The sequence below is a fragment of the Methylobacillus caricis genome (assembly GCF_020532705.1).
Lineage (GTDB): Bacteria > Pseudomonadota > Gammaproteobacteria > Burkholderiales > Methylophilaceae > Methylobacillus > Methylobacillus caricis.
The window spans coordinates 1,636,130-1,659,921 of the sequence record NZ_JAJAVD010000001.1 but is presented as its reverse complement, the minus strand read 5'-3'; the positions used below and the strand labels follow the sequence as shown (position 1 = coordinate 1,659,921).

22 protein-coding genes are annotated in these 23,792 nt (G+C 50.9%); 11 read left to right on the top strand and 11 right to left on the bottom strand.

Translation table 11 applies throughout. The features are described 5' to 3' along the window. The first annotated feature begins 76 nt into the window (after positions 1-76). Positions 77-583, top strand: coding sequence for an HPP family protein (locus LG200_RS07790; protein ID WP_226757004.1), 507 nt, complete (start codon positions 77-79; stop codon positions 581-583). A gap of 47 nt (positions 584-630) precedes the next feature. Here the strand turns inward: LG200_RS07790 and ccoG are convergent, their stop codons facing one another. Further along, positions 631-2,046, bottom strand: a complete 1,416-nt coding sequence (gene ccoG / locus LG200_RS07785; RefSeq protein ID WP_226757003.1) for a cytochrome c oxidase accessory protein CcoG — start codon at positions 2,044-2,046, stop codon at positions 631-633. Between the two features lie 132 nt (positions 2,047-2,178). Next, positions 2,179-2,547: an Mth938-like domain-containing protein gene (locus LG200_RS07780; protein WP_226757002.1), complete on the bottom strand. Its 369-nt coding sequence runs from the start codon at positions 2,545-2,547 to the stop codon at positions 2,179-2,181. A gap of 128 nt (positions 2,548-2,675) precedes the next feature. Between LG200_RS07780 and LG200_RS07775 the strand changes: the two genes are divergently transcribed. The 7 genes from LG200_RS07775 to LG200_RS07745 all read left to right on the top strand — a co-directional run bounded on the left by LG200_RS07775 (position 2,676) and on the right by LG200_RS07745 (position 10,612). After that, positions 2,676-3,950, top strand: coding sequence for a pyridoxal phosphate-dependent aminotransferase (locus LG200_RS07775; protein WP_226757001.1), 1,275 nt, complete (start codon positions 2,676-2,678; stop codon positions 3,948-3,950). A gap of 52 nt (positions 3,951-4,002) precedes the next feature. Then, a complete protein-coding gene (locus LG200_RS07770) occupies positions 4,003-5,316 on the top strand; it encodes a homoserine dehydrogenase (RefSeq protein WP_226757000.1) in 1,314 nt (437 codons plus the stop codon). Positions 5,317-5,377: 61 nt separating this feature from the next. Further along, positions 5,378-6,808 (top strand): threonine synthase, encoded by a 1,431-nt coding sequence (gene thrC, locus LG200_RS07765; protein WP_226756999.1) that lies wholly within the window; start codon positions 5,378-5,380, stop codon positions 6,806-6,808. 12 nt (positions 6,809-6,820) lie between these two features. After that, on the top strand, positions 6,821-7,615 hold the full coding sequence (locus LG200_RS07760; protein ID WP_226756998.1) for a thymidylate synthase: 795 nt from the start codon (positions 6,821-6,823) through the stop codon (positions 7,613-7,615). A gap of 142 nt (positions 7,616-7,757) precedes the next feature. After that, entirely contained in the window at positions 7,758-9,629 is a 1,872-nt protein-coding gene (locus LG200_RS07755) for a putative bifunctional diguanylate cyclase/phosphodiesterase (RefSeq protein WP_226756997.1), read from the top strand. Positions 9,630-9,736: 107 nt separating this feature from the next. Next, entirely contained in the window at positions 9,737-10,264 is a 528-nt protein-coding gene (locus LG200_RS07750) for a PepSY domain-containing protein (protein WP_226756996.1), read from the top strand. Positions 10,265-10,411: 147 nt separating this feature from the next. Then, positions 10,412-10,612, top strand: a complete 201-nt coding sequence (locus tag LG200_RS07745) for a YjfB family protein (RefSeq protein ID WP_226756995.1) — start codon at positions 10,412-10,414, stop codon at positions 10,610-10,612. A gap of 170 nt (positions 10,613-10,782) precedes the next feature. Here the strand turns inward: LG200_RS07745 and LG200_RS07740 are convergent, their stop codons facing one another. From LG200_RS07740 to LG200_RS07725, 4 genes are all read right to left on the bottom strand, one after another. Next, positions 10,783-11,229 (bottom strand): hypothetical protein, encoded by a 447-nt coding sequence (locus tag LG200_RS07740; protein WP_226756994.1) that lies wholly within the window; start codon positions 11,227-11,229, stop codon positions 10,783-10,785. Positions 11,230-11,460: 231 nt separating this feature from the next. After that, the gene (locus LG200_RS07735; RefSeq protein WP_226756993.1) at positions 11,461-12,831 is read right to left on the bottom strand and encodes a sigma 54-interacting transcriptional regulator; all 1,371 of its coding nucleotides are present in this window, start codon (positions 12,829-12,831) and stop codon (positions 11,461-11,463) included. Further along, the gene (locus tag LG200_RS07730; RefSeq protein ID WP_226756992.1) at positions 12,828-13,418 is read right to left on the bottom strand and encodes a hypothetical protein; all 591 of its coding nucleotides are present in this window, start codon (positions 13,416-13,418) and stop codon (positions 12,828-12,830) included. The genes LG200_RS07735 and LG200_RS07730 overlap by 4 nt, the downstream gene beginning before the upstream one ends. Further along, positions 13,415-14,851, bottom strand: coding sequence for a HAMP domain-containing sensor histidine kinase (locus tag LG200_RS07725; RefSeq protein ID WP_226756991.1), 1,437 nt, complete (start codon positions 14,849-14,851; stop codon positions 13,415-13,417). Before LG200_RS07725 ends, LG200_RS07730 begins: the two co-directional genes overlap by 4 nt. 118 nt (positions 14,852-14,969) lie before the next feature. Here LG200_RS07725 and LG200_RS07720 point away from each other — a divergent pair, with 118 nt between their 5' ends. Beyond that, a complete protein-coding gene (locus LG200_RS07720; RefSeq protein ID WP_226756990.1) occupies positions 14,970-15,455 on the top strand; it encodes a dihydrofolate reductase in 486 nt (161 codons plus the stop codon). A gap of 61 nt (positions 15,456-15,516) precedes the next feature. Here the strand turns inward: LG200_RS07720 and LG200_RS07715 are convergent, their stop codons facing one another. The 4 genes from LG200_RS07715 to gnd all read right to left on the bottom strand — a co-directional run bounded on the left by LG200_RS07715 (position 15,517) and on the right by gnd (position 20,969). Beyond that, the gene (locus LG200_RS07715) at positions 15,517-17,757 is read right to left on the bottom strand and encodes an arginine/lysine/ornithine decarboxylase (RefSeq protein ID WP_226756989.1); all 2,241 of its coding nucleotides are present in this window, start codon (positions 17,755-17,757) and stop codon (positions 15,517-15,519) included. Between the two features lie 99 nt (positions 17,758-17,856). Next, entirely contained in the window at positions 17,857-18,423 is a 567-nt protein-coding gene (gene dcd / locus LG200_RS07710; protein ID WP_226756988.1) for a dCTP deaminase, read from the bottom strand. 71 nt (positions 18,424-18,494) lie between these two features. Further along, a complete protein-coding gene (zwf, locus tag LG200_RS07705) occupies positions 18,495-19,973 on the bottom strand; it encodes a glucose-6-phosphate dehydrogenase (RefSeq protein ID WP_226756987.1) in 1,479 nt (492 codons plus the stop codon). Positions 19,974-20,057: 84 nt separating this feature from the next. Next, positions 20,058-20,969 (bottom strand): phosphogluconate dehydrogenase (NAD(+)-dependent, decarboxylating), encoded by a 912-nt coding sequence (gene gnd, locus LG200_RS07700; protein ID WP_226756986.1) that lies wholly within the window; start codon positions 20,967-20,969, stop codon positions 20,058-20,060. 124 nt (positions 20,970-21,093) lie between these two features. Here gnd and pgl point away from each other — a divergent pair, with 124 nt between their 5' ends. Further along, positions 21,094-21,801 carry a 6-phosphogluconolactonase gene (pgl, locus tag LG200_RS07695; protein WP_226756985.1) on the top strand — a complete coding sequence of 236 codons (708 nt, stop codon included), beginning with the start codon at positions 21,094-21,096 and terminating at the stop codon, positions 21,799-21,801. 225 nt (positions 21,802-22,026) lie between these two features. Further along, positions 22,027-22,599 carry a hypothetical protein gene (locus LG200_RS07690; protein ID WP_226756984.1) on the top strand — a complete coding sequence of 191 codons (573 nt, stop codon included), beginning with the start codon at positions 22,027-22,029 and terminating at the stop codon, positions 22,597-22,599. A 69-nt stretch (positions 22,600-22,668) separates the two neighbouring features. Here the strand turns inward: LG200_RS07690 and apbC are convergent, their stop codons facing one another. Beyond that, positions 22,669-23,757, bottom strand: coding sequence for an iron-sulfur cluster carrier protein ApbC (gene apbC, locus LG200_RS07685; protein WP_226756983.1), 1,089 nt, complete (start codon positions 23,755-23,757; stop codon positions 22,669-22,671). Positions 23,758-23,792 lie beyond the last annotated feature (35 nt).

The window sequence follows — 23,792 nt, the reverse complement described above, 5'->3', positions numbered from 1 at the left end:
TTTGTTCAATTTGAATGAAAACAGGCAATACAGTGTTGGTATTGCCTGTTTTTTTGCATAGCATGAAGGAGTTATCTTGTCTCTTATTCAAAAACTGAAAGGCGACGGTGCGGACCTGCCCGTACGTCCTGGCAATCAAGCCATTGCTTTGGCCTGGTTGGGCGGATTCCTGGCAATTGCCGTGGTTGCGATACTTTCGGATGCATTTGCTACCACTCTGGTGCTTGGCTCTTTTGGCGCCAGTTGCGTCCTAGTTTTTGGTTATCCTGATTTGCCATTTGCCCAGCCCAGAAACGTTGTCTTGGGCCATGTCCTCAGCTCATTGATCGGCCTGTTGTTTTTGAGCATATTCGGGTTTCATTGGTGGTCATTGGCGCTAGCGGTAGCAACTGCTATAGCATTGATGATGTACACCAGGACCACACATCCGCCTGCTGGCTCCAATCCTGTGATTGTTTTTCTCATCCTTCCAGGCTGGAATTTTCTGATTTTCCCCACATTATTTGGCTCTCTATTGATCGTTCTGGTGGCTCTCATTTACAACAACATCTCTCGCAAAGCCAAGTATCCGAAGTACTGGTAATAAAGAGTGGTTTCAAGGCTGAAGTGCGAGAGAACGTTAACGGAAGTTTATTTTGCAAAGAAGCTCATTTCCTGCGTCTTGGCTGCTCCGGGCTGTTTTTCTGGTGTGATGGTGAGGCTGAAACGATTGGTGCGAGCAGCCATGGGTCCTGCAAGGGATACACTGAAATCACTGGTGTAGGATTTTCCCGCCGGCACCACAATGCGCTGCCAGCCCCTGAAGCTGCCTTCAGGCAGGCCGCTGGTTTGGATGTGATAGGTTTCCCTTTCACCGGTTTTGTTGGTGATGCGTACCTGATAACGGTTACGTAGGCTACCATCGGAAAGCTGGGTCACGAGCGGCTGCCTTCCCTGCTCGACAATTGCGGTATAGGGCTCAAGTGAACTGGCAAGGTGCCAGGTGAAGATGGCGCTTGCTGCGAGCATGCTCATATAGCCCCCACGCTTGATTCTGGACCATCGTTTCATACCCTGATCGGTTTCCTTGATATTTTCATCGCGGTCAAAGCGGATCAACCCCCTGGGCAGCTTGACGGAGTCCATGATGTTGTTGCAGGCATCGACACACAGTCCGCAGGAGATGCAGCCGATCTGGAAGCCCTTGCGTATATCCACCCCGGTTGGGCAGACATTGACGCAGTAGTTGCAGTCTATGCAATCGCCAAACTCCTGCTCCTGACGGGATTGCGGAGTCTTTAGCTGGGCGGTTGGTGCCTGGCGGCCCTTGACGCCTTCACCTCGTGCACGGTCGTAGATAACGGTCACGGTGGAAGGATCCTGCATGACGCCCTGGAACTTGCCGTAAGGGCAGGCCACGAAACAGATGTCCTCACGTGCAAAGCCGGCTGCCACATAAGTGGTAGAGGTCAATACAGAAATGGTGATATAGGCTGCAATTGCCGCTTGTCCTGCAAAAATATCACCGAGCAGCTTGCCGGCATCTGCAAAGTAGAGGGTAAAGGTGAGGGCGGTGGCAAAGGATAGCAGCAACCACAAAGCATGAGTGCTGGCTATCAGTGCAATTTTCTTTGCGCTCCATGGGGCATTGCGCAGCCGTTTCTGTGCCTGGGCTTCACCCTGTATCCATTTTTCGATAAAGCGGAATGCATCGGTCCATAAGGTCTGGAAGCAGAAAAAACCGCAGAAGATGCGGCCAAACATGGCGGCGGAGACAAACAGCAGGATGGCTGCAAACACCAAGATGCCTAGCAGTACCATCAGGTCTTGCGGGAATAACACCAGGTTGAATATATAAAAGCGCGAATGCTGTATATCCAGCAATATAGCCTGTCCGGCACCCGAATCATTCTCCCATGGCATCCACGGCAAGAAAAAATATATGGCGAATGCGATGTTGAGAATAATGGATTTTACATTCCGGTAACGTCCCTTGACGCTGTAAGGGATGATGGGAATGACCTTGCGTACGCTGGTATGGCTGGATAAAGCGGCTTCTGCTTGCATAGCAATTCCTGAGATTTATGATGCTATGCAAATAATGGGGGCGTGGCGAGAATTAATACAGATTCAGATATGATTAAAAAAACCGTATCAGATTGATGCTGGCTATTGATGTGTATGGGTTTTATTGTATGGTTAGATAATCAGGGCCGCCGCCACATGCCGGCCTTCTGCCATCAGGATATTATAGGTGCGGCAGGCGGCTGCCGTAGTCATGCATTCGATACTGATTCCGGCTTCTATAAGCTGATGGCTGATGCGAGGGTGCAGGAATCGATGCGTACTGCCGGTGCCGAGCAGGATGACTTCCGGCTTGAGGGCAATGAGCTGGCTGAAATGTTCGGGAGCCAGGCTGTCGAAACTCTTTACATCCCAGTGCTCAATCAGGACGGCAGGCAGCACGATAATGCTGCCGCTGTGTTTTGCATGATTGACTTCTACCCAGTGGTCACCATAGCCGGTAATTAGTTGGCTTCCGGCAGCCTGTGTCAGATGTAATTTCATATCCAGAGTGTTTTGTCTTGAAAATTAAAGCGGATGGAACAAAGCGGCACTTGAGGATTACCCTTCAATTGCATGTCAACTCAAGGTAAGATAGCACATTTTTCCAATCCGAATTTAGCGGGCCAACCATGCAACCCATTGCCAAATCCAGCAAGCTCAATAACGTGTGCTACGACATTCGCGGCCCGGTATTGGCGCGAGCGAAGGAAATGGAAGAGGAGGGCCACCGCATTATCAAGCTCAATATCGGCAACCCGGCGCCATTCGGTTTTGAAGCCCCGGAGGAAATCCTGCAGGACGTGATCCGCAACATGGATGCCGCTTCAGGGTACACGGATTCCAAGGGGTTGTTTGCGGCGCGCAAGGCCATCATGCATTACACCCAGCAGAAGAACATTCGTGGTGTACACATTGATGACATCATCATAGGCAACGGTGTTTCCGAACTGATCGTGATGGCGATGCAGGCATTGCTGAACAATGGCGACCAGGTGCTGGTGCCCATGCCAGATTATCCGCTGTGGACTGCGGCCGTGACCCTGGCCGGAGGCGCTGCACGCCACTATCTCTGTGACGAGCAAACCGGTTGGCTGCCTGACCTCCAGGATATGGAGAACAAGATTACCGCGAATACACGCGGTATCGTGCTGATCAACCCGAACAATCCGACAGGCGCCCTATATCCGCGCGAAATACTGGAGGGCATCATAGAGATTGCCCGCCACCATGGCCTAGTGATTTTTGCAGACGAAATCTACGACAAGGTGTTGTACGACGGCAATACGCACACCTCGATTGCTTCGCTGGCGGATGATGTGCTGTTTGTGACCTTTAACGGCTTGTCAAAGAATTACCGGACCTGTGGCTACCGTGCCGGCTGGCTGGTTATCTCAGGGGAAAAGCGTCATGCCGCAGATTATATCGAGGGCCTCAATATGCTGGCCTCCATGCGCCTGTGTGCCAATGTGCCAGGGCAACTGGCGATACAGACTGCGCTGGGCGGCTATCAAAGCATAGATGATCTGGTGGCGCCTACTGGCAGGCTATGCAAGCAGCGAGATCTCGCTTACAGGATGCTTACGGAAATTCCAGGTGTCAGCTGCGTCAAGCCCAAGGCAGGTTTGTACCTGTTTGCGCGCCTGGATCCCAAGATATACCCGATCAAGGATGACCAGCAGTTCATCCTTGACTTGTTGCTGGAGGAAAAAGTCCTGCTGGTCCAAGGTACAGGCTTTAACTGGCATTCACCTGACCATTTCCGTGTAGTGTTTCTGCCCAATCTGGATGACCTGACTGAAGCTTTTACCCGGATTGCACGCTTCCTGGAAAATTACCGCAAGCAGCACAGCACTATCGCGCTGGTTGAGAAGAAAGAGACAAAACAGCATAGCGTGCAGGCTTGATCGCAGGCTGTGCTGATTACCGTTTGAAAAAAGCAAGAGAGCTGGAAACTGAATGAAACCCATCAATGTTGGTTTGCTTGGCATCGGCACTGTCGGTGGTGGCACCTATACCGTCCTTACCCGTAATCAGGAAGAAATTGCCCGTCGTGCCGGCCGTCCTATTCAAATTACCCGCGTTGCGGACCGTAATCTGGAGTTGGCCCGTGAGGTCACCGGTGGCAAGGCCGATGTGACAGATGATGCATTTGCCATAGTCACTGATCCTGCCATTGATATCGTGGTGGAATTGATTGGCGGTTATACCGTGGCCAAGGACCTGGTGCTCAAGGCTATAGAAAACGGCAAGCATGTTGTCACTGCCAACAAGGCCTTGATTGCCCTGCATGGTAACGAGATTTTTGCTGCCGCACAGAAGAAGGGCGTGATTGTGGCTTTCGAGGCTGCGGTTGCTGGTGGCATTCCCATCATCAAGGCTGTGCGTGAGGGCCTGGCAGCCAATCGTATCGAGTGGATTGCCGGCATTATCAATGGCACGACAAACTTCATTCTGTCAGAAATGCGCGAGAAAGGTTTGGCCTTTGCCGATGTGCTCAAGGAAGCGCAGCGCCTGGGTTATGCCGAGGCAGATCCTACCTTTGATGTCGAAGGAGTGGACGCCGCTCATAAACTCATGATTCTGGCCGCGATCGGCTTTGGTATCCCCATGCAGTTTGACAAGGCCTATGTCGAGGGAATCAGCAAGCTTGCTGCTGTTGATATTCGCTATGCCGAGGAGTTGGGCTATCGCGTCAAGCTGCTGGGGATTACCAAGCGCACAGACAAAGGCGTGGAGCTACGCGTACACCCGACCCTGATCCCGGAAAAACGCTTGATTGCCAACGTCAATGGCGCCATGAATGCAGTGCTGGTGAAGGGCGATGCTGTTGGCCCTACACTTTACTATGGCGCTGGCGCTGGCGCCGAGCCTACGGCCAGTGCTGTGGTGGCTGATATTGTCGATGTGACGCGTACCCACACGGTTGATGCACACCAGCGTGTTCCTCATCTGGCTTTCCAGCCCGACCAGCTGGTGGATCTTCCCATACTGCCGATTGGCGAGGTGAGCAGTGCTTACTACCTGCGCCTGCGCGTAGTGGATAAACCGGGTGTGCTGGCCGATATCACGCGTATTCTGGGTGACCGCCAGATATCCATAGATGCCATGATCCAGAAAGAACCACAGGAAGGCGAGGACCAGGCAGATATCATTATCCTGACCCACGTCACAGTAGAAAAGAACATGGATGCTGCCATCACCGAGATTGAAGCGCTGGATGCGGTGACAGGCAAGGTCACGCGCCTGCGTATGGAAGAGTTGAGCCGATAATGAAGAAAGGGTTGCAAAGCATGGAGATATTGTTGAACCTGCATGCCTTGCCTAGTTTGCGATGAAATACATTTCCACCCGCGGGCAATCGCCCGCTCTCAGTTTCACTGAAATCCTGCTGGGCGGCCTGGCTCCTGATGGCGGCCTTTACCTGCCGGAAAGTTATCCGCAGTTCAGTACAGCGGACCTGGATGCCATGCGTGGCATGAATTATCGCGATCTTGCATTTACATTGTTGTCACGGCTGATTGATGACATCCCTGCGGCAGACCTGCGTGCCATTGTTGACAAGACCTACCGTGCAGACGTCTATGCCTATGCGCGTCCAGGCCAGAGTGCGGAAGATATCACGCCGGTACTGAAGCTGGAAAAAGACCTTTACCTGCTTTCGCTTTCCAATGGACCTACGCTGGCGTTCAAGGATATAGCGATGCAGTTGCTTGGCAACCTGTTTGAGTATGTACTGGCCAAAAAGGGCCAGATCACCAATATTCTTGGAGCGACCTCCGGCGATACCGGATCGGCTGCTGAATACGCCATGCGCGGCAAGCAGGGCGTGAATGTATTCATGCTTTCGCCCCACCATAAGATGAGCCGGTTTCAGACCGCCCAAATGTTTAGCCTGCAAGATGACAACATATTCAATATTGCGGTCAAGGGCGTATTCGACGACTGCCAGGATATCGTCAAGGCGGTATCCAATGACCATGCATTCAAGGCCGAGAACAGGATAGGCGCAGTCAATTCCATCAACTGGGCCCGCGTTGCAGCGCAGGTGGTGTATTACTTCAAGGGGTATTTCGCGGTGACCAGCGATAATAGCCAGAAAGTCAGCTTTGCCGTGCCTTCGGGTAATTTCGGCAACGTCTGTGCTGGCCATATTGCCCGCATGATGGGCTTGCCGGTAGCCAAGCTAGTAGTGGCTACCAATGAGAACGACGTGCTGGACGAGTTCTTCCGTACCGGGATTTATCGTCCCCGAGGTGCTGCAAACACCTATCACACCTCCAGCCCATCCATGGACATCTCCAAGGCTTCCAATTTCGAGCGCTTTGTGTTCGACCTGGTAGGCCGTGATGGCGCCAAGGTACGTGAGCTATGGAAGCAGGTGGATGCAGGCGGTGCATTTGACCTGAATGCTGATGGCCTGTTTGAGAAAGTAGCGGATTACGGCTTTGTTTCGGGAAGCAGCAATCATGCCCATCGTATGCAGACGATCAAGACCATACGTGATCAATATAATGTCACAATTGATACGCACACTGCGGATGGCCTCAAAGTGGCCTTGGAACATCTCGAGGAAAATATACCAATGCTGGTATTGGAGACTGCACTGCCGGCAAAATTTGAAGATGCGATTATCGAGGCGCTAGGTGAGAAGCCAGAGCGCCCGGCAAGCCTTGAGGGCCTGGAAAGCCTGCCGCAGCGGTTTGAGGTGATGGATGCAGATATTGCTGCCATCAAGCAGTTTATTGTTGCTCATACTAAATAATCGGGAGATGGAATGAAGGTCTATCACGACTTGATGCGCCACGTACTGGAGCAAGGCCACAAGAAGGAAGACCGTACCGGTACCGGCACGTTATCCGTATTCGGCTACCAGATGCGATTTAATCTGGAACAGGGCTTTCCGTTGCTGACCACCAAGAAAGTCCATCTTAAGTCCATTATCCATGAGCTGCTCTGGTTCCTGCAGGGCAGCACCAATATTGCCTACCTCAAGGAAAACGGCGTCAGTATCTGGGATGAATGGGCTGATGAAAATGGCAATCTGGGCCCTGTGTACGGCTATCAATGGCGTAACTGGCCCAAACCGGATGGCAGCCATATAGACCAGATCAGCCAGGTAGTGAATACCCTCAAGAGCAATCCAGACTCACGCCGTATTATTGTGTCGGCATGGAACGTGGCGGATGTTGACCAAATGAAACTCCCGCCGTGCCATGCTTTTTTCCAGTTCTATGTCGCCGAAGGCAAACTGTCATGCCAGCTTTATCAGCGCAGCGCAGATATTTTTCTCGGGGTGCCGTTCAATATTGCTTCTTACGCCTTGCTCACCATGATGGTGGCCCAGGTTTGCGGTCTCAGGCCGGGGGATTTTGTACATACTCTGGGCGATGCCCACATCTACCTCAATCATGTGGATCAAGTGAAAGAGCAGCTTTCGCGTGAGCCTTTCCCATTACCTAGCATGCACATTAATCCAGATGTGAAAGATATTTTCAGTTTTCACTATGAAGATTTTACATTGGAAAATTATCAGTCGCACCCTGCAATCAAGGCGCCTGTTGCAGTCTGAGCCGGTTCGGCTGGCGGGATGCGAGCACCTGCTCGTGATATAGCCAGTTTGTATCTATGATAAAACCGACATGATATGTACTCATCGACGATGCCAGTACAGGCTATGTATAGCCATAGAATTTAAAAATGCGACTTAAGTAATGACTTCCTCTTCTTATAAATCCATGCCGCCGGTCTTACGTAAAGTCCATATACTTGCCGTTGGCCTGGCATTGCTGATAGCCACCTTTTCCCTGATATTGGTAGAGTATGCGGCTTTGAAAAACAGCCTCTCAGAGAAGTTGCAGGTGCAGATGCAGATTGTTGCCAGCAATATTTCTCAAGCCATTACTTCAGGCAAGCATGAAACGATAAACGATGTGCTCATGAGCTTGTCAGCGGCACCGGAGATTGATGTCGTGGCATTGTATGGTGCGCATCAGGAGCCTCTGGCTCAGTATATCCGCCGGGGGAAGCTGCCAGAGATGACAGCAATGTCGTCTATCAAGGAAGTCACTGTCGATGCAAATCTAGTGCAAGCTGAGATCTGGCAGCCCGTCATGGATAAAGGGGCGCCACGAGCCGTACTTTATGCCAGGGCCAACCTCAAGCAGCTCTATCGCCAGCTGCTTTGGTATATTGGCACGACCATCATGGTCATGCTGGTGACATTATATGCCGCCGCTACCTTGCTGAGCCGCCTGCAGCGCGCCGTACTCCATGCTGAAGAGCGAGCCGGATTCCTGGCCAATTACGATACGGTGACCCATCTTCTCAATCGGTATGCATTTAATCAGCGTTTCCAGACCTTGCTGGATGAGGCGCAACGCAATAATAATGTCTTGGCTCTCTTGGTATTCGATCTTGACGACTTCAAGGTCGTGAATGACACCTTGGGCCATGATGTCGGCGATATGCTGTTGCGGGTGGTGGCACAAAGGATGGTGGCGACAGCGGATCATGGCCATGTGATTTATCGTGTGGGTGGGGATGAGTTCGCCATGATCCTAGATAAGAGTGAAGAGGTGGAGAATATCCATGCAATTGCCAACCGCTTTATTGAAGCCCTCGCTGTTCCAATAGGATTGAATGACCGTAACCTTTATGTTGGGGTCAGCATTGGCGCCAGCCTCTATCCTTATGATGGCGAGGATGCCGCACATCTATTGCGGGATGCAGATGCCGCCATGTATTACGCCAAGAGTCGGGGAAAGAACAATTTCCAGATGTTCTCTGTGGAAATGCACCATAAAAGCTCCAACCGGCTAACCCTGGAAAGTGAGATGCGTGTTGCACTGGAACAAGGCCAGTTTGCATTGCATTACCAGCCGCAGGTGGCATTGCCAAGCCGGAAGCTGACTGGGATGGAAGCATTGATCCGCTGGCATCATCCTGAACGTGGTGTGCTGATGCCAAGCAGTTTTATTCCTATTGCCGAGGAAATAGGCCTGATTGTACCGATTGGACAATGGGTATTGCGAGAAGCCTGCAAGCAGGCCATGCAATGGAAGGCAATGGGCATGGGTCAGATGAGAATGAGCGTCAACCTTTCAGGCCGACAGTTTCGCCAAGAGTCCCTGGTGCAGAGCGTGACAAGCATTATTGAAGAAACCAATATGGATACAGACCTGTTGGAGCTTGAAATTACTGAAACAGTATTGATGGAGGATGCAGAAGCAACAATTACACGCCTGAAGGAGCTGAAAGCCATGGGTATTCATCTCTCCATTGATGATTTTGGAACGGGGTATTCCTCCATGGCATACTTGAAGCGTTTCCCGGTGAGCAGACTGAAAATAGATCGCAGTTTTGTCCGGGATATTCCGCATGATTCGGACGATGTTGCGATTACAATTGCCACTATACAGATGGCACACAGCCTTAAACTTGAAGTGGTTGCCGAGGGAGTGGAGAACCAAGTGCAGTTGCAATTCCTTTGTAAGCAGGGTTGCGATATTGCCCAAGGATTTTTATTCAGTCATCCTTTGGATCATCAAGCAATGGCGGCCATTGTGGCTGCTGGGCAGGCATGAGGTTGAGAGATTTTTGGGATTTTTTGGAATATTATGTCGGGATTTTTTCCCGAAATGTGAATTACAATATATAATTCAGCCAGTTCGTAATTCAATGGAGATGGAAAATGAAAAAAATTACAATGAGCATTAGCGCCTTGCTACTGGCTGCTGCCAGCAATCTGGCACTGGCTGACCATCATGAATTTCCCAAGACCAAAGTGAGCCTGGAAAAGTGTATGCAAGCTGCACTCAAGGTCAAGTCTGGGGATGTGGTCAAGGTTGAACTCAAGCTTGAAGATAAAACCCCGGTTTATGAGTTTGATATTGAATCCAGCGATGGTACTGCCTGGGATATTGAATGTGACGCCAACACTGGTAAGATAGTTGAAATTGAACAGGAAGTTGATTCTGCTGATCATCCTTTGTTCAAGGCCAAGATGAAGGTTAATGAAGCTGATGCACGCAAGACTGCACTGGCTGCCTATCCAGGTGAAATCATAGAAGTTGAATATGAAATCGAAAAGGACGGTTCTGCTTCCTACGAGTTTGATATCAAGACCAAAGATGGCAAGGAAATCAAAGTGGAAGTTGATGCTACTAGTGGCAAGATTGTAGAAGCCCATCAAGAGTTCTACCAAATCGGCAAGGAATAAAAGTTTCGACTGGACGGACAGTCAGCGCTCCTTCGGGGGCGTTTTTTTTGCCTGTCATTCAGGTAATAATTTTAGGATATGCTCAATCTGTATTCATTCTTGCCGTTAATTCAATATAAACCGAGAGTGTTATGAAGGAGTACCTCAATGGATGTGAATGCAATTGCCAGTGTGGCGACTGAATTGTCTGCTACCAAGTTACAGCAGGAGGTTGGCATGACAGTATTGAAGAAAGCGCTGGATATCAGTTCTTCCAATGCCCTGGCCTTAATTCAGGCCTTGCCTTCGATACCATCCTCGGCCAATCTTCCGGATCATTTAGGCCAGAATGTGAATACCACGGCTTGAAAGCCGTATATGAAACGTTCATCCAATCATCATGAGCAGTAAGCTGATCATATGAGTTAAGACAAAAATAAAGCCCTGTATGACAGGGCTTTATTTTTTGAGTAAAAAAAACAGACCTTCTCGGGGAGGATAAAGGCCTGCTATGAGGAGCTTGGAGATAACTTGTGTTGTTAAGCGCTGATCAGCTTGCCGCTTCTGATTCTGACCTGATCACCTACAGAGTAGCGGGGTTTGCTGTATTGCATAACGGTATTGAAGTTACCGTTAACCATTTTAACTTTAACCATATATGAAACGCCTGTTTTCTCGGCGTCATATACATTGTCAATTGCATTTTCAAATGAGCTAATCGACATCACTATACCGCAATCTTGGCAAGATTTTTCTTCACCAACGTCATTTGACTGGCGATTGGAGCTCATATGACTATTCATCGTACTGCCGATAGCCATAGTGGCATTCGGGTCAGTAATTAGCTCACGTGCCAGATCGGGGCGATAAGTGTGTGCAGTCGGGATTAGGCCGGTAATGGCTGCGCTGCCAAGAAGGCTGAATACGGTAAGAGCCGTTGCAGCTACCAGAACCATCGGGTGCGTCTTTTTAATATTGTTAGCCATTTTTTCTCCGACTGATTATCTTTTACTCACACTTTGCAGAAGCTGAGCTTTGCGATTACTACAGATATAGCGAAGAATGTGCCAACTTTAAAAAATATTTAAAAATCAAATAGATAGAATTTTTATAATATATCTGGTTTCATTCTAATCGTCTCCAAAATGAGACGGTTAGAATGGTGTCCGTGCAACCTATTGAAAAATAACAAAAATATACGTCTCTTAATTGAGACGTTAGCCTGGGTTGCTGTCGTTCTTGAACAATGCAGGCGTAAGCTGGTGGCGTTGCAAGAGTTTATAGAATTCCGTCCTGTTGCGCTGGGCTAGCCTGGCTGCTTGTGTCACCCCGCCATTGGTGGCTTTCAATAGTTTCACCAGATAGTCCCGTTCAAAGTTCTTGCGGGCAACCTCAAATGGTACGATCCCGCCTATATCTTCTTGCAGCGCTTTTTGTACAAGGGTAGCCGGGATGAGCGGAGTAGTGGACAGGACTACTGTTTGCTCCACAATATTTTGCAATTGCCGTACGTTGCCTGGCCAGGGTGCTGCAATGAGCAATTCCAGCGCTTCGGGTGCGAAGCCATTTAGTTTTTTCCTGTATTTGGTTGTCAGTTCATTCAGGAAGTTGTTGGCGAGCAAGGAAATATCCTCACGGCGTGCAGCTAGTGCTGGAATATCAAGTCCTACTACATTGATACGATAATAGAGATCTTCACGGAAGCGCCCGGCTTTCATTTCCTCGGCCAGATTGCGATGGGTGGCAGAAATCACGCGGACATCGATATTAATACTGGCGTTTGAGCCCACTGGTCGAATGGCACGCTCTTGCAATGCTCTCAGCAGTTTTACCTGCAGCGGCAAGGGCATGTCGCCGATTTCATCCAGGAAAAGCGTACCGCCATTCGCGGTCTGGAATAAGCCTTTATGGTCCCGTACTGCGCCGGTAAATGCGCCCTTGCTATGGCCAAACAGTTCAGATTCCAGCAGGGCCTCGGGGATGGCCCCGCAATTGATGGCAATAAACGGTTGCTGGTTGCGCGGACTGGCCTGGTGTATGGCACGGGCCAGTAACTCCTTACCCGTACCGCTTTCCCCTTGAATGAATACGCTGGCATCAGAGATTGCCATGAGTTTTGCTTGTCCCAGCAGGTTTTCCATCTGCGGGCTGCGAGTGATGATCGCTTTGCGCCATTCATGGTCATCATCAGTATTTGTGTGGGGCAAAGCGCCAGTACCAACGCGCAGAGCGGCTTCCACTTGTTGTAACAGGGATTTGCTATCAAACGGCTTGGTGAGAAAGCCAAATACACCGCGTTGAGTGGCATCGACGGCTTCGGGGATTGAGCCATGGGCGGTGACCATGATCACTGGCAATGATGGGTCGGACTTGTGGATGACATCAAACAGTGCCAGGCCATCCATCCCTGGCATGCGTAAATCGGTAATGACCAGGTTGGGACGACTGATGGCAATTTGCGACAAGGCTTCTTCTGCATTGGTGGCTGTCATTACCTGGTACCCTGCTGCCTTCAGTCTCATGCCCATTAATTTCAATATGTCGGGGTCATCATCGACAGTAAGGATTTTCTTTGTAACTTCAGTCATTTACTGCTTCCTCGACTAGAGTCTTTTAGTGATTTCTGCATCATGGTCCTCTCAATTTTTTTCAGCTCATCCAGCTTTTGCTGCAAGGCATCTGCCTTTTGCTGGGCATCATCTGCGCGTCTTTGTTCATCGCGGATGCGCTGGCTAAGTTTATTGGCTTCTATTGCATATTCCTTGAGAATAGCGGTGATTATTTTCTCTTCGGAAGTCAGCCGTTTTTCGCGCGCCAACTCATCAAGCAAGGGTTGTGCCTTGCTTGAATCGCGCAAACGGCTGCCGGGAATCGAATAGATCATGGCAGCCCTGACTTTTTGATGCAGTTCATCGTGATGGGCGCTGATTTTTTCCTGAATTTGTATTAATTCTTTTTTTTGCGCTTCTGCGTTCATTTCTGAAAAATCAGAGGCAAATTCCAATAGTGACGGGTTATGTACACTTGTACTGATAGAGGGGGGAGATGGATGCAGGGGGGTGCTATTTGATTTTGCTGTATCGGCGCTGCTTCCTGAAGGAGCGGGTGTTGTATGCGCACATGCCGTGACTAGCACACCAAGTAATAATGGGGGGAGTGAATAATGCAATTTCATGATTTTACGGCTTTCAATGGCAATGAAACGCGGAAATGTGCCCCGCGTTCTGAGGGCAATAAGATAATTTCGCCGCCGTGGGCATCAACATATTCCTTGGCAATAGAAAGCCCAAGGCCGCTGCCGCTGACCAGGCTTTCATATACGCTGTCGCCACGATAGAAGGGGTCGAACAGCTTCGCCTTGTCTGCGGACATGACGCCGGGGCCGCCGTCATGTACTTCAATAATGGCATGGCCCGACTGCTGTGTGATGCTGATGCGGATATTGCTGGATTGGGGGCTGTACTTGATCGCATTGGAGACCAGGTTGTCAATGACCGAGTGAACTTTCTCCCGGTCACCCATGATGTCGGTAGGGAAAAAGTCGCGTTGAATGTTGATGTGCTTGCTTGAAATAGTCAGCGAGTAGTCGCCAAGGATCTCTTCTGTCAGCTTGGTTAACGCAATCTGTTCAATCTTCAATTGTGGCGCATGAAACTGGACAGCGGTATAGCTCAGCAGGTTCTCAATCATTTTTTGCAAGCGCAGGCTGCTTTCACGCAATATGCCTGCAATTTCGCGCTGTTGTGGGGTAAGGGCGCCGCCAACCTCATCGCTGAGCAATTCGCTCCCTTCACGAATGGCAGTGAGCGGGGTTTTCAGCTCATGCGAGACATTGCGCAAGAAGCGCTGTTTCTGCTGATCCAGTTCATTAAGCTGTGCGCGCAGCCAATCCAGCCGTTCGCCCAGGCTGCGCAGGTCGCCTGGGCCATCAATGCTGATAGGCTCCTGATAATCGCCTTCTCCCAGCTTGCGGATGGCGGCATCCATACGGCGTATAGGTTGTGCCACTAGGAACGTAATGATGATGGCAACCAACAGGGCAACAGGAATCAGGGTAAGGGTCTGCCATAACATGATTTGCTGGGTACGTTCCGCCGTTTCCGCAAGGATGGCGGACTCACGGTCAATCTGCCTGTTGTTTTCATCGAGAATATTCTGGGCTTTGCTGGTAAGTTCGGTAAACTTCCCCACAATATTGTCAGCCGATATGGCCTGGGTCGGATGCTGCATCACGTCTTGATAGAGCGCCACTTCTTGCTGCGCTAGCTGGTGCAGTGAGCTTTTCTGTTTGCTTGTCAGTGGTAGCAGGTGCAGATCTTGCAATGAGTCAATAAATTTGTCATGGGCACGTTCGTAGTTATCCAGCAGCAGTTGGTCCTCCAGTACCAAGTATTGGCGTGCACTGCGCTCCATGAAGGTAATCTGTTCAACCAGGGCACGGCTGGCCCGTGTTGCCTGCACTGCCTGCGTGACCGTATCGCGGCTCTGTGTCGCCAACCTGTCCAGATAGAGTGCTGCATTACCAAAGGCAAAAAGCAGCGGCAACATGGCCAGCGCAAAGCCGATCAGTAAAAGTTTCAGGAATGATTTGGGGTAGGCGATCTGCAAACTTGTTATCCAGTATTGTTCAATGAGAACAATTTTATGTTAACCCATCTGTAAATTTATCGGGAGCGGTGATTGTCTTACAAAGTTGATAGACAAAAACTCCACGTATAATGGGAACATGGCTAATCTTTCTCTTATTGTCGCAGTTGCCCAGCAGCGGGTGATTGGGTTGAACAATACATTACCCTGGCATTTGCCCGAGGATCTGAAGCGATTCCGTGCATTGACTACGGGCCACCACATCATCATGGGACGCAAGACTTATGATTCCCTGAATAGGCTGCTGCCCGAGCGTACTACGGTAATTGTGACACGTAACCGTGATTATCAGGTGCCAGGCGCGTTGATAGCCCATTCCTTGCAGGAAGCTGTTGAATTGGCACGGGATGATAACGAGGTTTTCCTGATTGGCGGCGCTGAGTTATATCGTGAAGGCTTGCAGCTCGCAAACAGGCTTTATATCACAGAGATTGATGCCGTTTTTGAAGGGGATGCCTTTCTGCCGGAATTTGATCTGGAGGACTGGCGGGAAGTAGCACGCGAGCAACACATCAGTGCCAAGGGCCTGCCATTCAGTTATATTACCTATCAACGTCAAGCATGATTAAAGAACAAGGACCTCGAGATACATGATCAGCGAGGTCCTGATTGAATGATGGCTTAAGTTAGTTGGCGACGCAGTCTACATAATAGTTTGCCTTGCCATCCACGATTTCCTTGACCAATCCATGGACATCTGTCTCAAAGCCAGGGAAGCGCTCGTTGAACTCCCGTGCAAATTTCAGATAATTGATGATCACCTGGTTGAAGCGTTCCCCCGGAATCAGCAAGGGAATGCCTGGCGGGTATGGAGTCAGCAGCACTGCGGTAATCCTGCCTTCCAGCTCATCAATCAGTACACGGTCTATCTTGCGATGCGCTACCTTGGCAAAGGCGTCGGTAGGCTTCATGGCCGGCACCATATTGGATAAATACATTTCCGTAGTCAGGCGGGCAACGTCATTGGCCGTGTATATCTCGTGAATCTGCTTGCAAAGCTCTTTCAGGCCTATGCGCTCATAGCGCGGATGCTTGGCAACAAACTCAGGCAACACTTTCCATAGCGGCTGGTTCTTGTCGTAATCGTCCTTGAATTGCTGCAATGCTGTCACCATGGTGTTCCAGCGGCCTTTGGTAATGCCGATGGTGAACATGATAAAGAAGGAATAAAGGCCGGTTTTCTCCACAATCACGCCATGCTCGGCCAGGTACTTGGTGACGATGGCGGCAGGAATGCCAATCTCATCGGAGAATGCGCCATCCACGTCCAGTCCGGGCGTGATGATGGTGGCCTTGATCGGGTCCAGCATGTTGAAGCCTTCGGCGAGATTGCCAAAGCCATGCCAGCGTTCGCCAGCTTTCAGCATCCAGGCAGCGCGCTCTTCAATGCCTTCCTCGGACAGGTCATCCGGTCCCCAGACCTTGAACCACCAGTCGCTGCCCCATTCCTCGTCCACCTTGCGCATGGCACGGCGGAAATCCAGCGCTTCCATGATGGATTCTTCCACCAGGGCTGTCCCGCCTGGGGCTTCCATCATGGCCGCGGCGACATCGCAACTGGCAATGATGGAATATTGCGGACTGGTGGAGGTGTGCATCAGGTAAGCCTCGTTGAAGAGGTCGCGATCCAGTTGTATATCCTGGGCATCCTGCACCAGGATTTGCGAAGCCTGACTCAAACCAGCCAGCAGCTTGTGCGTAGATTGGGTGGAAAATATCATGGACTCCTTGCAGCGTGGACGGTCTGCGCCAATGGCATGGTAGTCGCCATAGAAGTCATGGAAAGTGGCATGTGGCAGCCAGGCTTCGTCAAAATGCAGCGTATCGATCTTGCCATCCAGCATTTCCTTGATTTCCTCGACGTTGTAGAGCACGCCGTCGTAGGTGGATTGAGTGATGGTCAGCACGCGCGGCTTGACTGTCTTGTCGCCGATGAAAGGGTTTGCTTCCAGCTTTTTCTGGATATTTTCCCAGGAAAACTCTTCTTTCGGGATGGGGCCGATGATGCCGAAATGGTTGCGGGTCGGCATCAGGAAGATCGGGATTGCACCAGTCATGATGATGGAATGCAATACTGACTTGTGGCAGTTGCGGTCCACAATCACCACATCACCCGGCGCTACCGTGGAGTTCCAGACGATCTTGTTGGAGGTGGACGTGCCATTGGTGACGAAGTAGAGGTGGTCACAATTGAAGATGCGTGCGGCATTGCGCTCGGAAGCCGCCACTGGGCCGGTGTGGTCCAGCAGTTGCCCCAGTTCGTCCACTGCATTGCAGACATCGGCGCGCAGCATGTTCTCGCCGAAGAACTGGTGGAACATCTGGCCGACTGGCGACTTGAGGAAGGCAACCCCGCCGGAGTGCCCAGGGCAGTGCCAGGAGTAGGAGCCGTCCGCGGCATAATGTGTCAGGGCGCGGAAGAAGGGCGGTGGCAGGCTGTCCAGATAGGTACGGGCCTCGCGCACGATGTAGCGCGCGACGAATTCCGGGGTATCCTCGAACATATGGATGAAGCCGTTGAGTTCTCGCAGTATCTCGTTGGGAATATGGCGCGAGGTCCTCGTTTCGCCATGCAGGAAGATGGGAATTTCCTCGTTGCGGAAGCGGATTTCATCAACGAACTTGCGCAGATTCTCCAGGGCTTCAGGTGATTCCTCGATGAATTCTTCGTCATCAATCGACAAGATAAAAGCGGAGGCGCGGCTCTGCTGCTGGGCAAAAGATGTCAGGTCGCCGTAGCTGGTGACGCCCAATACTTCAAAGCCCTCATCCTCTATGGCCTTCGCCAGTACGCGGATACCAAGCCCGGAAGAGTTTTCTGAACGGAAATCTTCGTCAATGATGACGACTGGAAAGCGAAATTTCATGAGGCCTCCTGAAGGCTGCCTGGATTTAAAAAAGCGGAATATAACACACTCAATTGTGCTTGATATGGCTAAAAGCCAATTGAGTGCTCGTGTGGTAAATCAGATCTTTGGCAGGGTCACGCCAACCTGGCCCTGATACTTGCCGCCGCGATCCTTATAGGAAGTTTCGCATTCCTCGTCCGACTCCAGGAACAACACCTGGGCACAGCCTTCACCGGCATAAATTTTGGCTGGAAGCGGGGTAGTGTTGCTGAACTCCAATGTGACATATCCTTCCCACTCAGGTTCAAATGGGGTGACATTCACTATGATGCCGCAACGCGCATAAGTGGATTTACCAAGGCACACGGTGAGTACGCTGCGCGGAATACGGAAATACTCAACAGTGCGGGCCAAGGCGAAAGAATTGGGGGGAATGATGCAATAATCGCTATCAAACTCCACAAATGAGTTTGGGTCAAAATTCTTGGGATCAACGATAGTGCTGTTGATATTGGTGAATACCTTGAATTCATTGGCACAACGAATATCGTAACCGTAACTGGAAGTGCCGTATGAAACGATCTTCTGGCCATTGACCTCACGGATCAGGGTAGGCTCGAACGGCTCTATCATACCGTGCTGCTCGGCCATGCGGCGTATCCATTTGTCGGACTTAATGCTCATTGTGTTCTCTTTCGCTGGAAAGACAAAAAGCGGAGTGCATTCACTCCGCTTTGGGTTGTTATGAAAAGGAATTACTTTTTATCGCCACCCAGCTCAATGCTGTAGCGCCAGAACTGGTCTTCATGTTCAAAGATGACCTTGGAAGCTTCCGGGTCGCTGCTGCCGGCAGGATATTGGTGTACAGGCTTGCGATCCTTTGCCCAGGCTTCAATCACCGGGTCAACCAAGCGCCATTGCGCTTCTACTTCGCTGATATGGAGGTAAAGGGAATTATCGCCTTCCATCAAGTTGAGCAGGAGCGCCTCGTAAGCGTCAATGCTTTCATCGCCGTCCTGACGATTGGCGGCATCCAGTTGGATAGTGCGTGTTGCGATATCCAGTCCTGGAATCTTGGACTGGATTTCCAGCTTGATGCATTCACGTGGCTGGATGCCGATAATCAGCCAGTTTTGGTCTTGGCCGTTGCCCAGTTGCAGCGGGGCCTTCTTGAAACGGATGGAGATGCGGGTGTCGGCTTCATGCAGGCGCTTGGCTGTGCGGATATAGAACGGCACGCCTTTCCAGCGCGGATTGTCGATAAATAGCTTGAGGGCGGCATAGGTTTCCACCACGCTGCCGTTGTCGCCAAGTTCCTCCAGGTAACCCGGGACTTTTTCTCCCTTGACTTCGCCTGCGGAATATTGCGCGCGGAAAGCATTTTTTTCCAGTTCGTTGACTGGGATGGGACGAATCGCCTCGAGTACCTTGATCTTTTCCGCACGGATGTCGTCCGGGCTAAGCGATGCTGGCTGCTCCATCGCGGTGAGAGCCAGGGTTTGCAGCACGTGACTCTGGATCATGTCACGCAGGGCACCGGTCGCATCGTAGAATTGGGTACGTTCGCCTACACCAAGTTGCTCTGTATTGGTGATTTGCACATGATCAATGTACTGGTTGTTCCAGAGTGGTTCCAGCACTGCGTTGGCAAAGCGTTGCAGCATGATGTTCTGCAATGCGGATTTGCCGAGGTAGTGGTCGATCCGGTAGATCTGGCTTTCCTTGAGGTGTTTGGTGATCGAGGATTGCAGTTCCTGTGCGGACTTGAGGTCGGTGCCGAATGGCTTCTCGACTACGACACGGCGCCAGTACTTGTCTTCCTGGGTCAGGCCGACTGCAGCCAACTGCTCGACGATGGTGGCAAAGTCGGAAGGGCGCACGGACAGGAAATAAGCCAGGTTTTGCGGGAAAATCGATTCATTAGAAAGTGTTGCCTTGAGACGGTTGAATGCATCTTTGTCATCAGGCGGGTTGGCGTGATACTGATGGCGTTCGATAAAACGCTTGAATACTGCCTGGTCATAACCTTTGGGAAACTTAGCATCCAGCATGCCCTTGATGTCGGCTAGCCAGTCTTCACGGGCAACTTGGCCACGGCCTACGGACAAGATGGTCATTTTTTCCGGCAGGCGTCCGGCCTGATCCAGGCGGAACAAGCCAGGCATGAGCTTGATACGGGAAAGATTGCCACTGGCACCAAACAGCACAAGTGTACAAGGGTCTATGACTTTCATTCAGTATTCTCTAAGTAATGTTGATAATTTGGAGATAGATGCAGAACATCATACGCCAGGCATGAGGTTCTGCATGTGATGCCTTTACTTGGTTTTAACTGCGTGACCGCCAAATGCATTACGCATCAGGGACAGCAGTTTGTAGCTATAGCCTTTGGAATCCTGGCTTCTGAAACGTGCTTGCAATGCCACGGTCAGTACCGGAGCTGCCACGCCTTGATCTACGGCTTCCACCACAGTCCAGCGGCCTTCGCCTGAGTCTGCGACATACGGGACAATCGAGGACAGCTCCTGGTCATGAGCCAATGCTTCTGCCGTCAAGTCCAGCAGCCAGCTACGGACAACGGAACCATGACGCCAGAGTTCAGTGATCTGAGCCAAGTCCAGGCCAAATTCTTCCTTGCCCTTCAATAAGTCCAGGCCTTCAGCAAATGCCTGCATCATGCCGTATTCAATACCATTGTGTATCATCTTGGTGAAATGGCCGGAACCGACGGGGCCTACGTGTGCCCAGCCACGGTCTTCATGAGTAAGTGCCTTGGCAATCGGCTCAAGTACATCAGCTGCTTCTTTGGCTCCCCCGTACATCAGGCAGTAGCCATTTTCCAGCCCCCAGATGCCGCCAGAAGTACCGCAGTCGACAAAATGAATGCCATGTTCCGCCAAAAAGGCACCACGCCGCTGACTGTGTTTGTAATTCGAGTTACCGCCGTCGACAATAATGTCGCCCTTGTTCAGCAAGGGAACCAGGTCTTTGATCTGGTTTTCGGTAATATCACCGCTTGGCAGCATGAGCCAGACAATTTTTTGTTGTTCACTAGACAGTTTTGCAATCGCATCTTCTACAGAGTTTGCCGGGATCATGCCATTGGCCAGAGAAATCTGATTCACGGTATCTTGATTGAAATCGAAGCCAACCACTTCAATACCATGTTTCAGGAGGCGGCGAGTCATGTTGCCACCCATTTTTCCAAGACCTATCATTGCGAGTTTCATTGGGTTTTCCTTGATGAGGATAATGCCATCTTCCTTTTGGGTAAGACTTTTGGGGTAAGATGAACTTAGTTGATAATTAAGATCAGCGTGTAACTTGATAATTATAACGTGAAGGTTTTACATCATGCAAAATACAACACAGTCCCTGGTAATTAATGGCCAGGTGAGCCGATGGCAGGTTTTTACTGCCCAGGAAGCGCTTTATAGCAGCGCTGTGCGCCACATTGAAGAAGCTGCAAAGAATGCGATAGCCCGTTATGACAAATTCAGCATCGTACTTGCTGGGGGCAGCACCCCCAAGAGCGTGTATCAGATGTTACCTGACATTGATACTGACTGGAGCAAATGGCACGTGTATTACGGCGATGACCGTTGCCTGCCCCCGGATCATGAGGAACGCAACAGTCTGATGGCCCATGAAGCCTGGCTCAAGCACGTTGCCATTCCTTCTGCCCATATCCATGATATCCCTGCAGAGCGCGGCCCGGTTGATGCCGCCGCCGCATATAGCGAGACTCTGGCTGCAGTTAACGAGTTTGATCTGGTCTTGTTGGGGTTGGGAGAAGATGGCCACACGGCCAGCTTGTTCCCTGGACATAGCTGGGATGACAGCCAGGCCGCAGTGCCGGTGTTCGATGCGCCCAAGCCACCGCTTGAGCGTGTTTCCGTCAGTGCAGGCTTTTTGAGTAAAGCACGTGAAGTGGTGTTCTTTGTTACCGGGGCAGGCAAACAGGAAGCTGTAGATAACTGGCGTAAAGGAGTGGATATCCCTGCCAGTTTGATCAGACCTAAAAACGGTGTGGATGTCTATATTTTTGGGGTGAACCTCTAACGTTTTAGCGTTAATGGACCTGTACGCATGATGCGGCTGGTCAATGCCCCGACCGTGCCTTAAATTGTGTGCCGAGATTTTCAGGCGGAGCCATGCATGTGTTGTTGAAGTTCATTGAATATGTGCTGGCATCCGCGTGATAACCCGGCGCATGATCAATGTGTACTTTCTTTCAGGATTTAGAAAAATAATATGAAATCAAGATGCTTTACCATCACTCTCCTCATGGCAGCAATGGTTACCGCTGGCTGTGCTACGAATGTGCGTACGCCGACCATTGCGCAGAATCCTGCCCCGCTTGAGCCATTCTCGAAATTCTCAAGCTTTGAGTTGAAACCTATCAATACTGCTGAGGATTGTGCCAAGCAACATGGCGCTGATGTCGTCTTAACCGATGTTCAAGGCCAACTGAATTGGAAGTTGGGGCCGATTGTGAAGGACTGGAATAGCAAGAACTCCAATGGAATGCGTAAATTGGTGATAGAACCAATCTGTAGCGATGTGAAGCTGGTGGGCACTGCAGGGCGTATTCTTGCGGGGGCGCTTGCCGGCAGTTCAGCGATTGTCATGAAAGTGCGTTATACCGAGGCTGACACTGGCAAAGTGATTGCCGAACCTGTGTTCTACCAGCGCGCTAACGCAATGGGGGCGGCTTATTCATTGGGTGGTACGGATCGCAATATGACGACTCGCATTAGCGAATTGATGATTACATATGCACGGAATAATTACGAAACTGCGGTAGGTGGGCCGACTGGTAGTGCCGATGTGGTCCCAGTCACTACTAGCAGGAAGTAATTGTACTATTGCAAACCATTAAGCCCACGGTTTCCCGCGTGGGCTTTGTTATGGTCTTAATTTTGGCTGTTATGTGTTCTGAATCACAATGTTCGGGAACTTACTGCTGTAATCCTGACTGAGCTGGGCCAGTTTGATCGCCGTGGTGCGGGCAATCTGTCTGTAGGTGGCTGCAATAGCGCTGTCCGGTTCTGCGACTACCGTAGGTTTGCCGCCATCGGTCTGTTCGCGGATGCGAATATCCAGAGGCAGGCTGCCCAATAGCTCGGTCTTGTAGTCCTGGCACATGCGTTCTGCTCCGCCAGCGCCAAAGATGTGTTCCTCATGACCACATTGGGAGCAGACGTGGGTGCTCATGTTCTCCACTATCCCTAAGATGGGAATGCCGACTTTTTCAAACATCTTCAGCCCCTTGCGGGCATCCAGCAGGGCGATGTCCTGTGGGGTGGTCACAATGATGGCGCCAGTGACAGGAACTTTCTGCGAGAGCGTGAGCTGAATATCACCAGTGCCCGGCGGCAGGTCAATGACCAGATAGTCCAGATCCTTCCAGCGCGTATCGCGCAGTAGTTGTTCCAGTGCACCGACCACCATCGGGCCACGCCAGACCATGGGGGTATCCATATCTACCAGGAAGCCGATAGACATGGCTTGCAGGCCATAGCGCTCCAGTGGCTCCATGCTTTTGCCATCTGTGCTGTCCGGTCTGCCGCTAATTCCTAGCATTTGTGGTTGTGATGGACCGTAAATATCTGCATCCAGGATGCCCACGCGCGCACCCTCAGCGGCTAATGCCAGTGCCAGATTGACTGCAGTGGTGGATTTGCCCACACCGCCCTTGCCTGAGGCGACCGCAATGATGTTTTTAACGTTGGGGAGCAGTTGTATGCCACGTTGCACCTTGTGCGAAACGATGCGGCTAGTGACACCAACGGAGACATTGCTGACATCGGGCAGGGTTTTCAGCGCTGTTTCAACCTGGCGCCTGATTTCACCGAATATGCTATTGGCCGGATAATCCAGCACGATATCGACAGCAACATGGTTGCCATTGATCTGGATGTTGCGTACCGCCTTGCTACTGAGAAAATCCTTGCCGGTGTTTGGGTCTGTCACCGTCCTGAGTATGTCCTGAACCTGGGATTCCATAAGCGCCATGAGGGAGATTTCCTGCAAATTCTGAATGTAACCAT

Excerpts from the sequence above, each read along its gene's own strand:
- ccoG (WP_226757003.1), bottom strand. The coding sequence starts at position 2,046 with ATGCAAGCAGAAGCCGCTTTATCCAGCCATACCAGCGTACGCAAGGTC.
- LG200_RS07780 (WP_226757002.1), bottom strand. The coding sequence starts at position 2,547 with ATGAAATTACATCTGACACAGGCTGCCGGAAGCCAACTAATTACCGGC.
- LG200_RS07775 (WP_226757001.1), top strand. The coding sequence starts at position 2,676 with ATGCAACCCATTGCCAAATCCAGCAAGCTCAATAACGTGTGCTACGAC.
- LG200_RS07770 (WP_226757000.1), top strand. The coding sequence starts at position 4,003 with ATGAAACCCATCAATGTTGGTTTGCTTGGCATCGGCACTGTCGGTGGT.
- thrC (WP_226756999.1), top strand. The coding sequence starts at position 5,378 with ATGAAATACATTTCCACCCGCGGGCAATCGCCCGCTCTCAGTTTCACT.
- LG200_RS07760 (WP_226756998.1), top strand. The coding sequence starts at position 6,821 with ATGAAGGTCTATCACGACTTGATGCGCCACGTACTGGAGCAAGGCCAC.
- LG200_RS07755 (WP_226756997.1), top strand. The coding sequence starts at position 7,758 with ATGACTTCCTCTTCTTATAAATCCATGCCGCCGGTCTTACGTAAAGTC.
- LG200_RS07750 (WP_226756996.1), top strand. The coding sequence starts at position 9,737 with ATGAAAAAAATTACAATGAGCATTAGCGCCTTGCTACTGGCTGCTGCC.
- LG200_RS07745 (WP_226756995.1), top strand. The coding sequence starts at position 10,412 with ATGGATGTGAATGCAATTGCCAGTGTGGCGACTGAATTGTCTGCTACC.
- LG200_RS07740 (WP_226756994.1), bottom strand. The coding sequence starts at position 11,229 with ATGGCTAACAATATTAAAAAGACGCACCCGATGGTTCTGGTAGCTGCA.
- LG200_RS07735 (WP_226756993.1), bottom strand. The coding sequence starts at position 12,831 with ATGACTGAAGTTACAAAGAAAATCCTTACTGTCGATGATGACCCCGAC.
- LG200_RS07730 (WP_226756992.1), bottom strand. The coding sequence starts at position 13,418 with ATGAAATTGCATTATTCACTCCCCCCATTATTACTTGGTGTGCTAGTC.
- LG200_RS07720 (WP_226756990.1), top strand. The coding sequence starts at position 14,970 with ATGGCTAATCTTTCTCTTATTGTCGCAGTTGCCCAGCAGCGGGTGATT.
- LG200_RS07715 (WP_226756989.1), bottom strand. The coding sequence starts at position 17,757 with ATGAAATTTCGCTTTCCAGTCGTCATCATTGACGAAGATTTCCGTTCA.
- dcd (WP_226756988.1), bottom strand. The coding sequence starts at position 18,423 with ATGAGCATTAAGTCCGACAAATGGATACGCCGCATGGCCGAGCAGCAC.
- zwf (WP_226756987.1), bottom strand. The coding sequence starts at position 19,973 with ATGAAAGTCATAGACCCTTGTACACTTGTGCTGTTTGGTGCCAGTGGC.
- gnd (WP_226756986.1), bottom strand. The coding sequence starts at position 20,969 with ATGAAACTCGCAATGATAGGTCTTGGAAAAATGGGTGGCAACATGACT.
- pgl (WP_226756985.1), top strand. The coding sequence starts at position 21,094 with ATGCAAAATACAACACAGTCCCTGGTAATTAATGGCCAGGTGAGCCGA.
- LG200_RS07690 (WP_226756984.1), top strand. The coding sequence starts at position 22,027 with ATGGCAGCAATGGTTACCGCTGGCTGTGCTACGAATGTGCGTACGCCG.
- apbC (WP_226756983.1), bottom strand. The coding sequence starts at position 23,757 with ATGGCGCTTATGGAATCCCAGGTTCAGGACATACTCAGGACGGTGACA.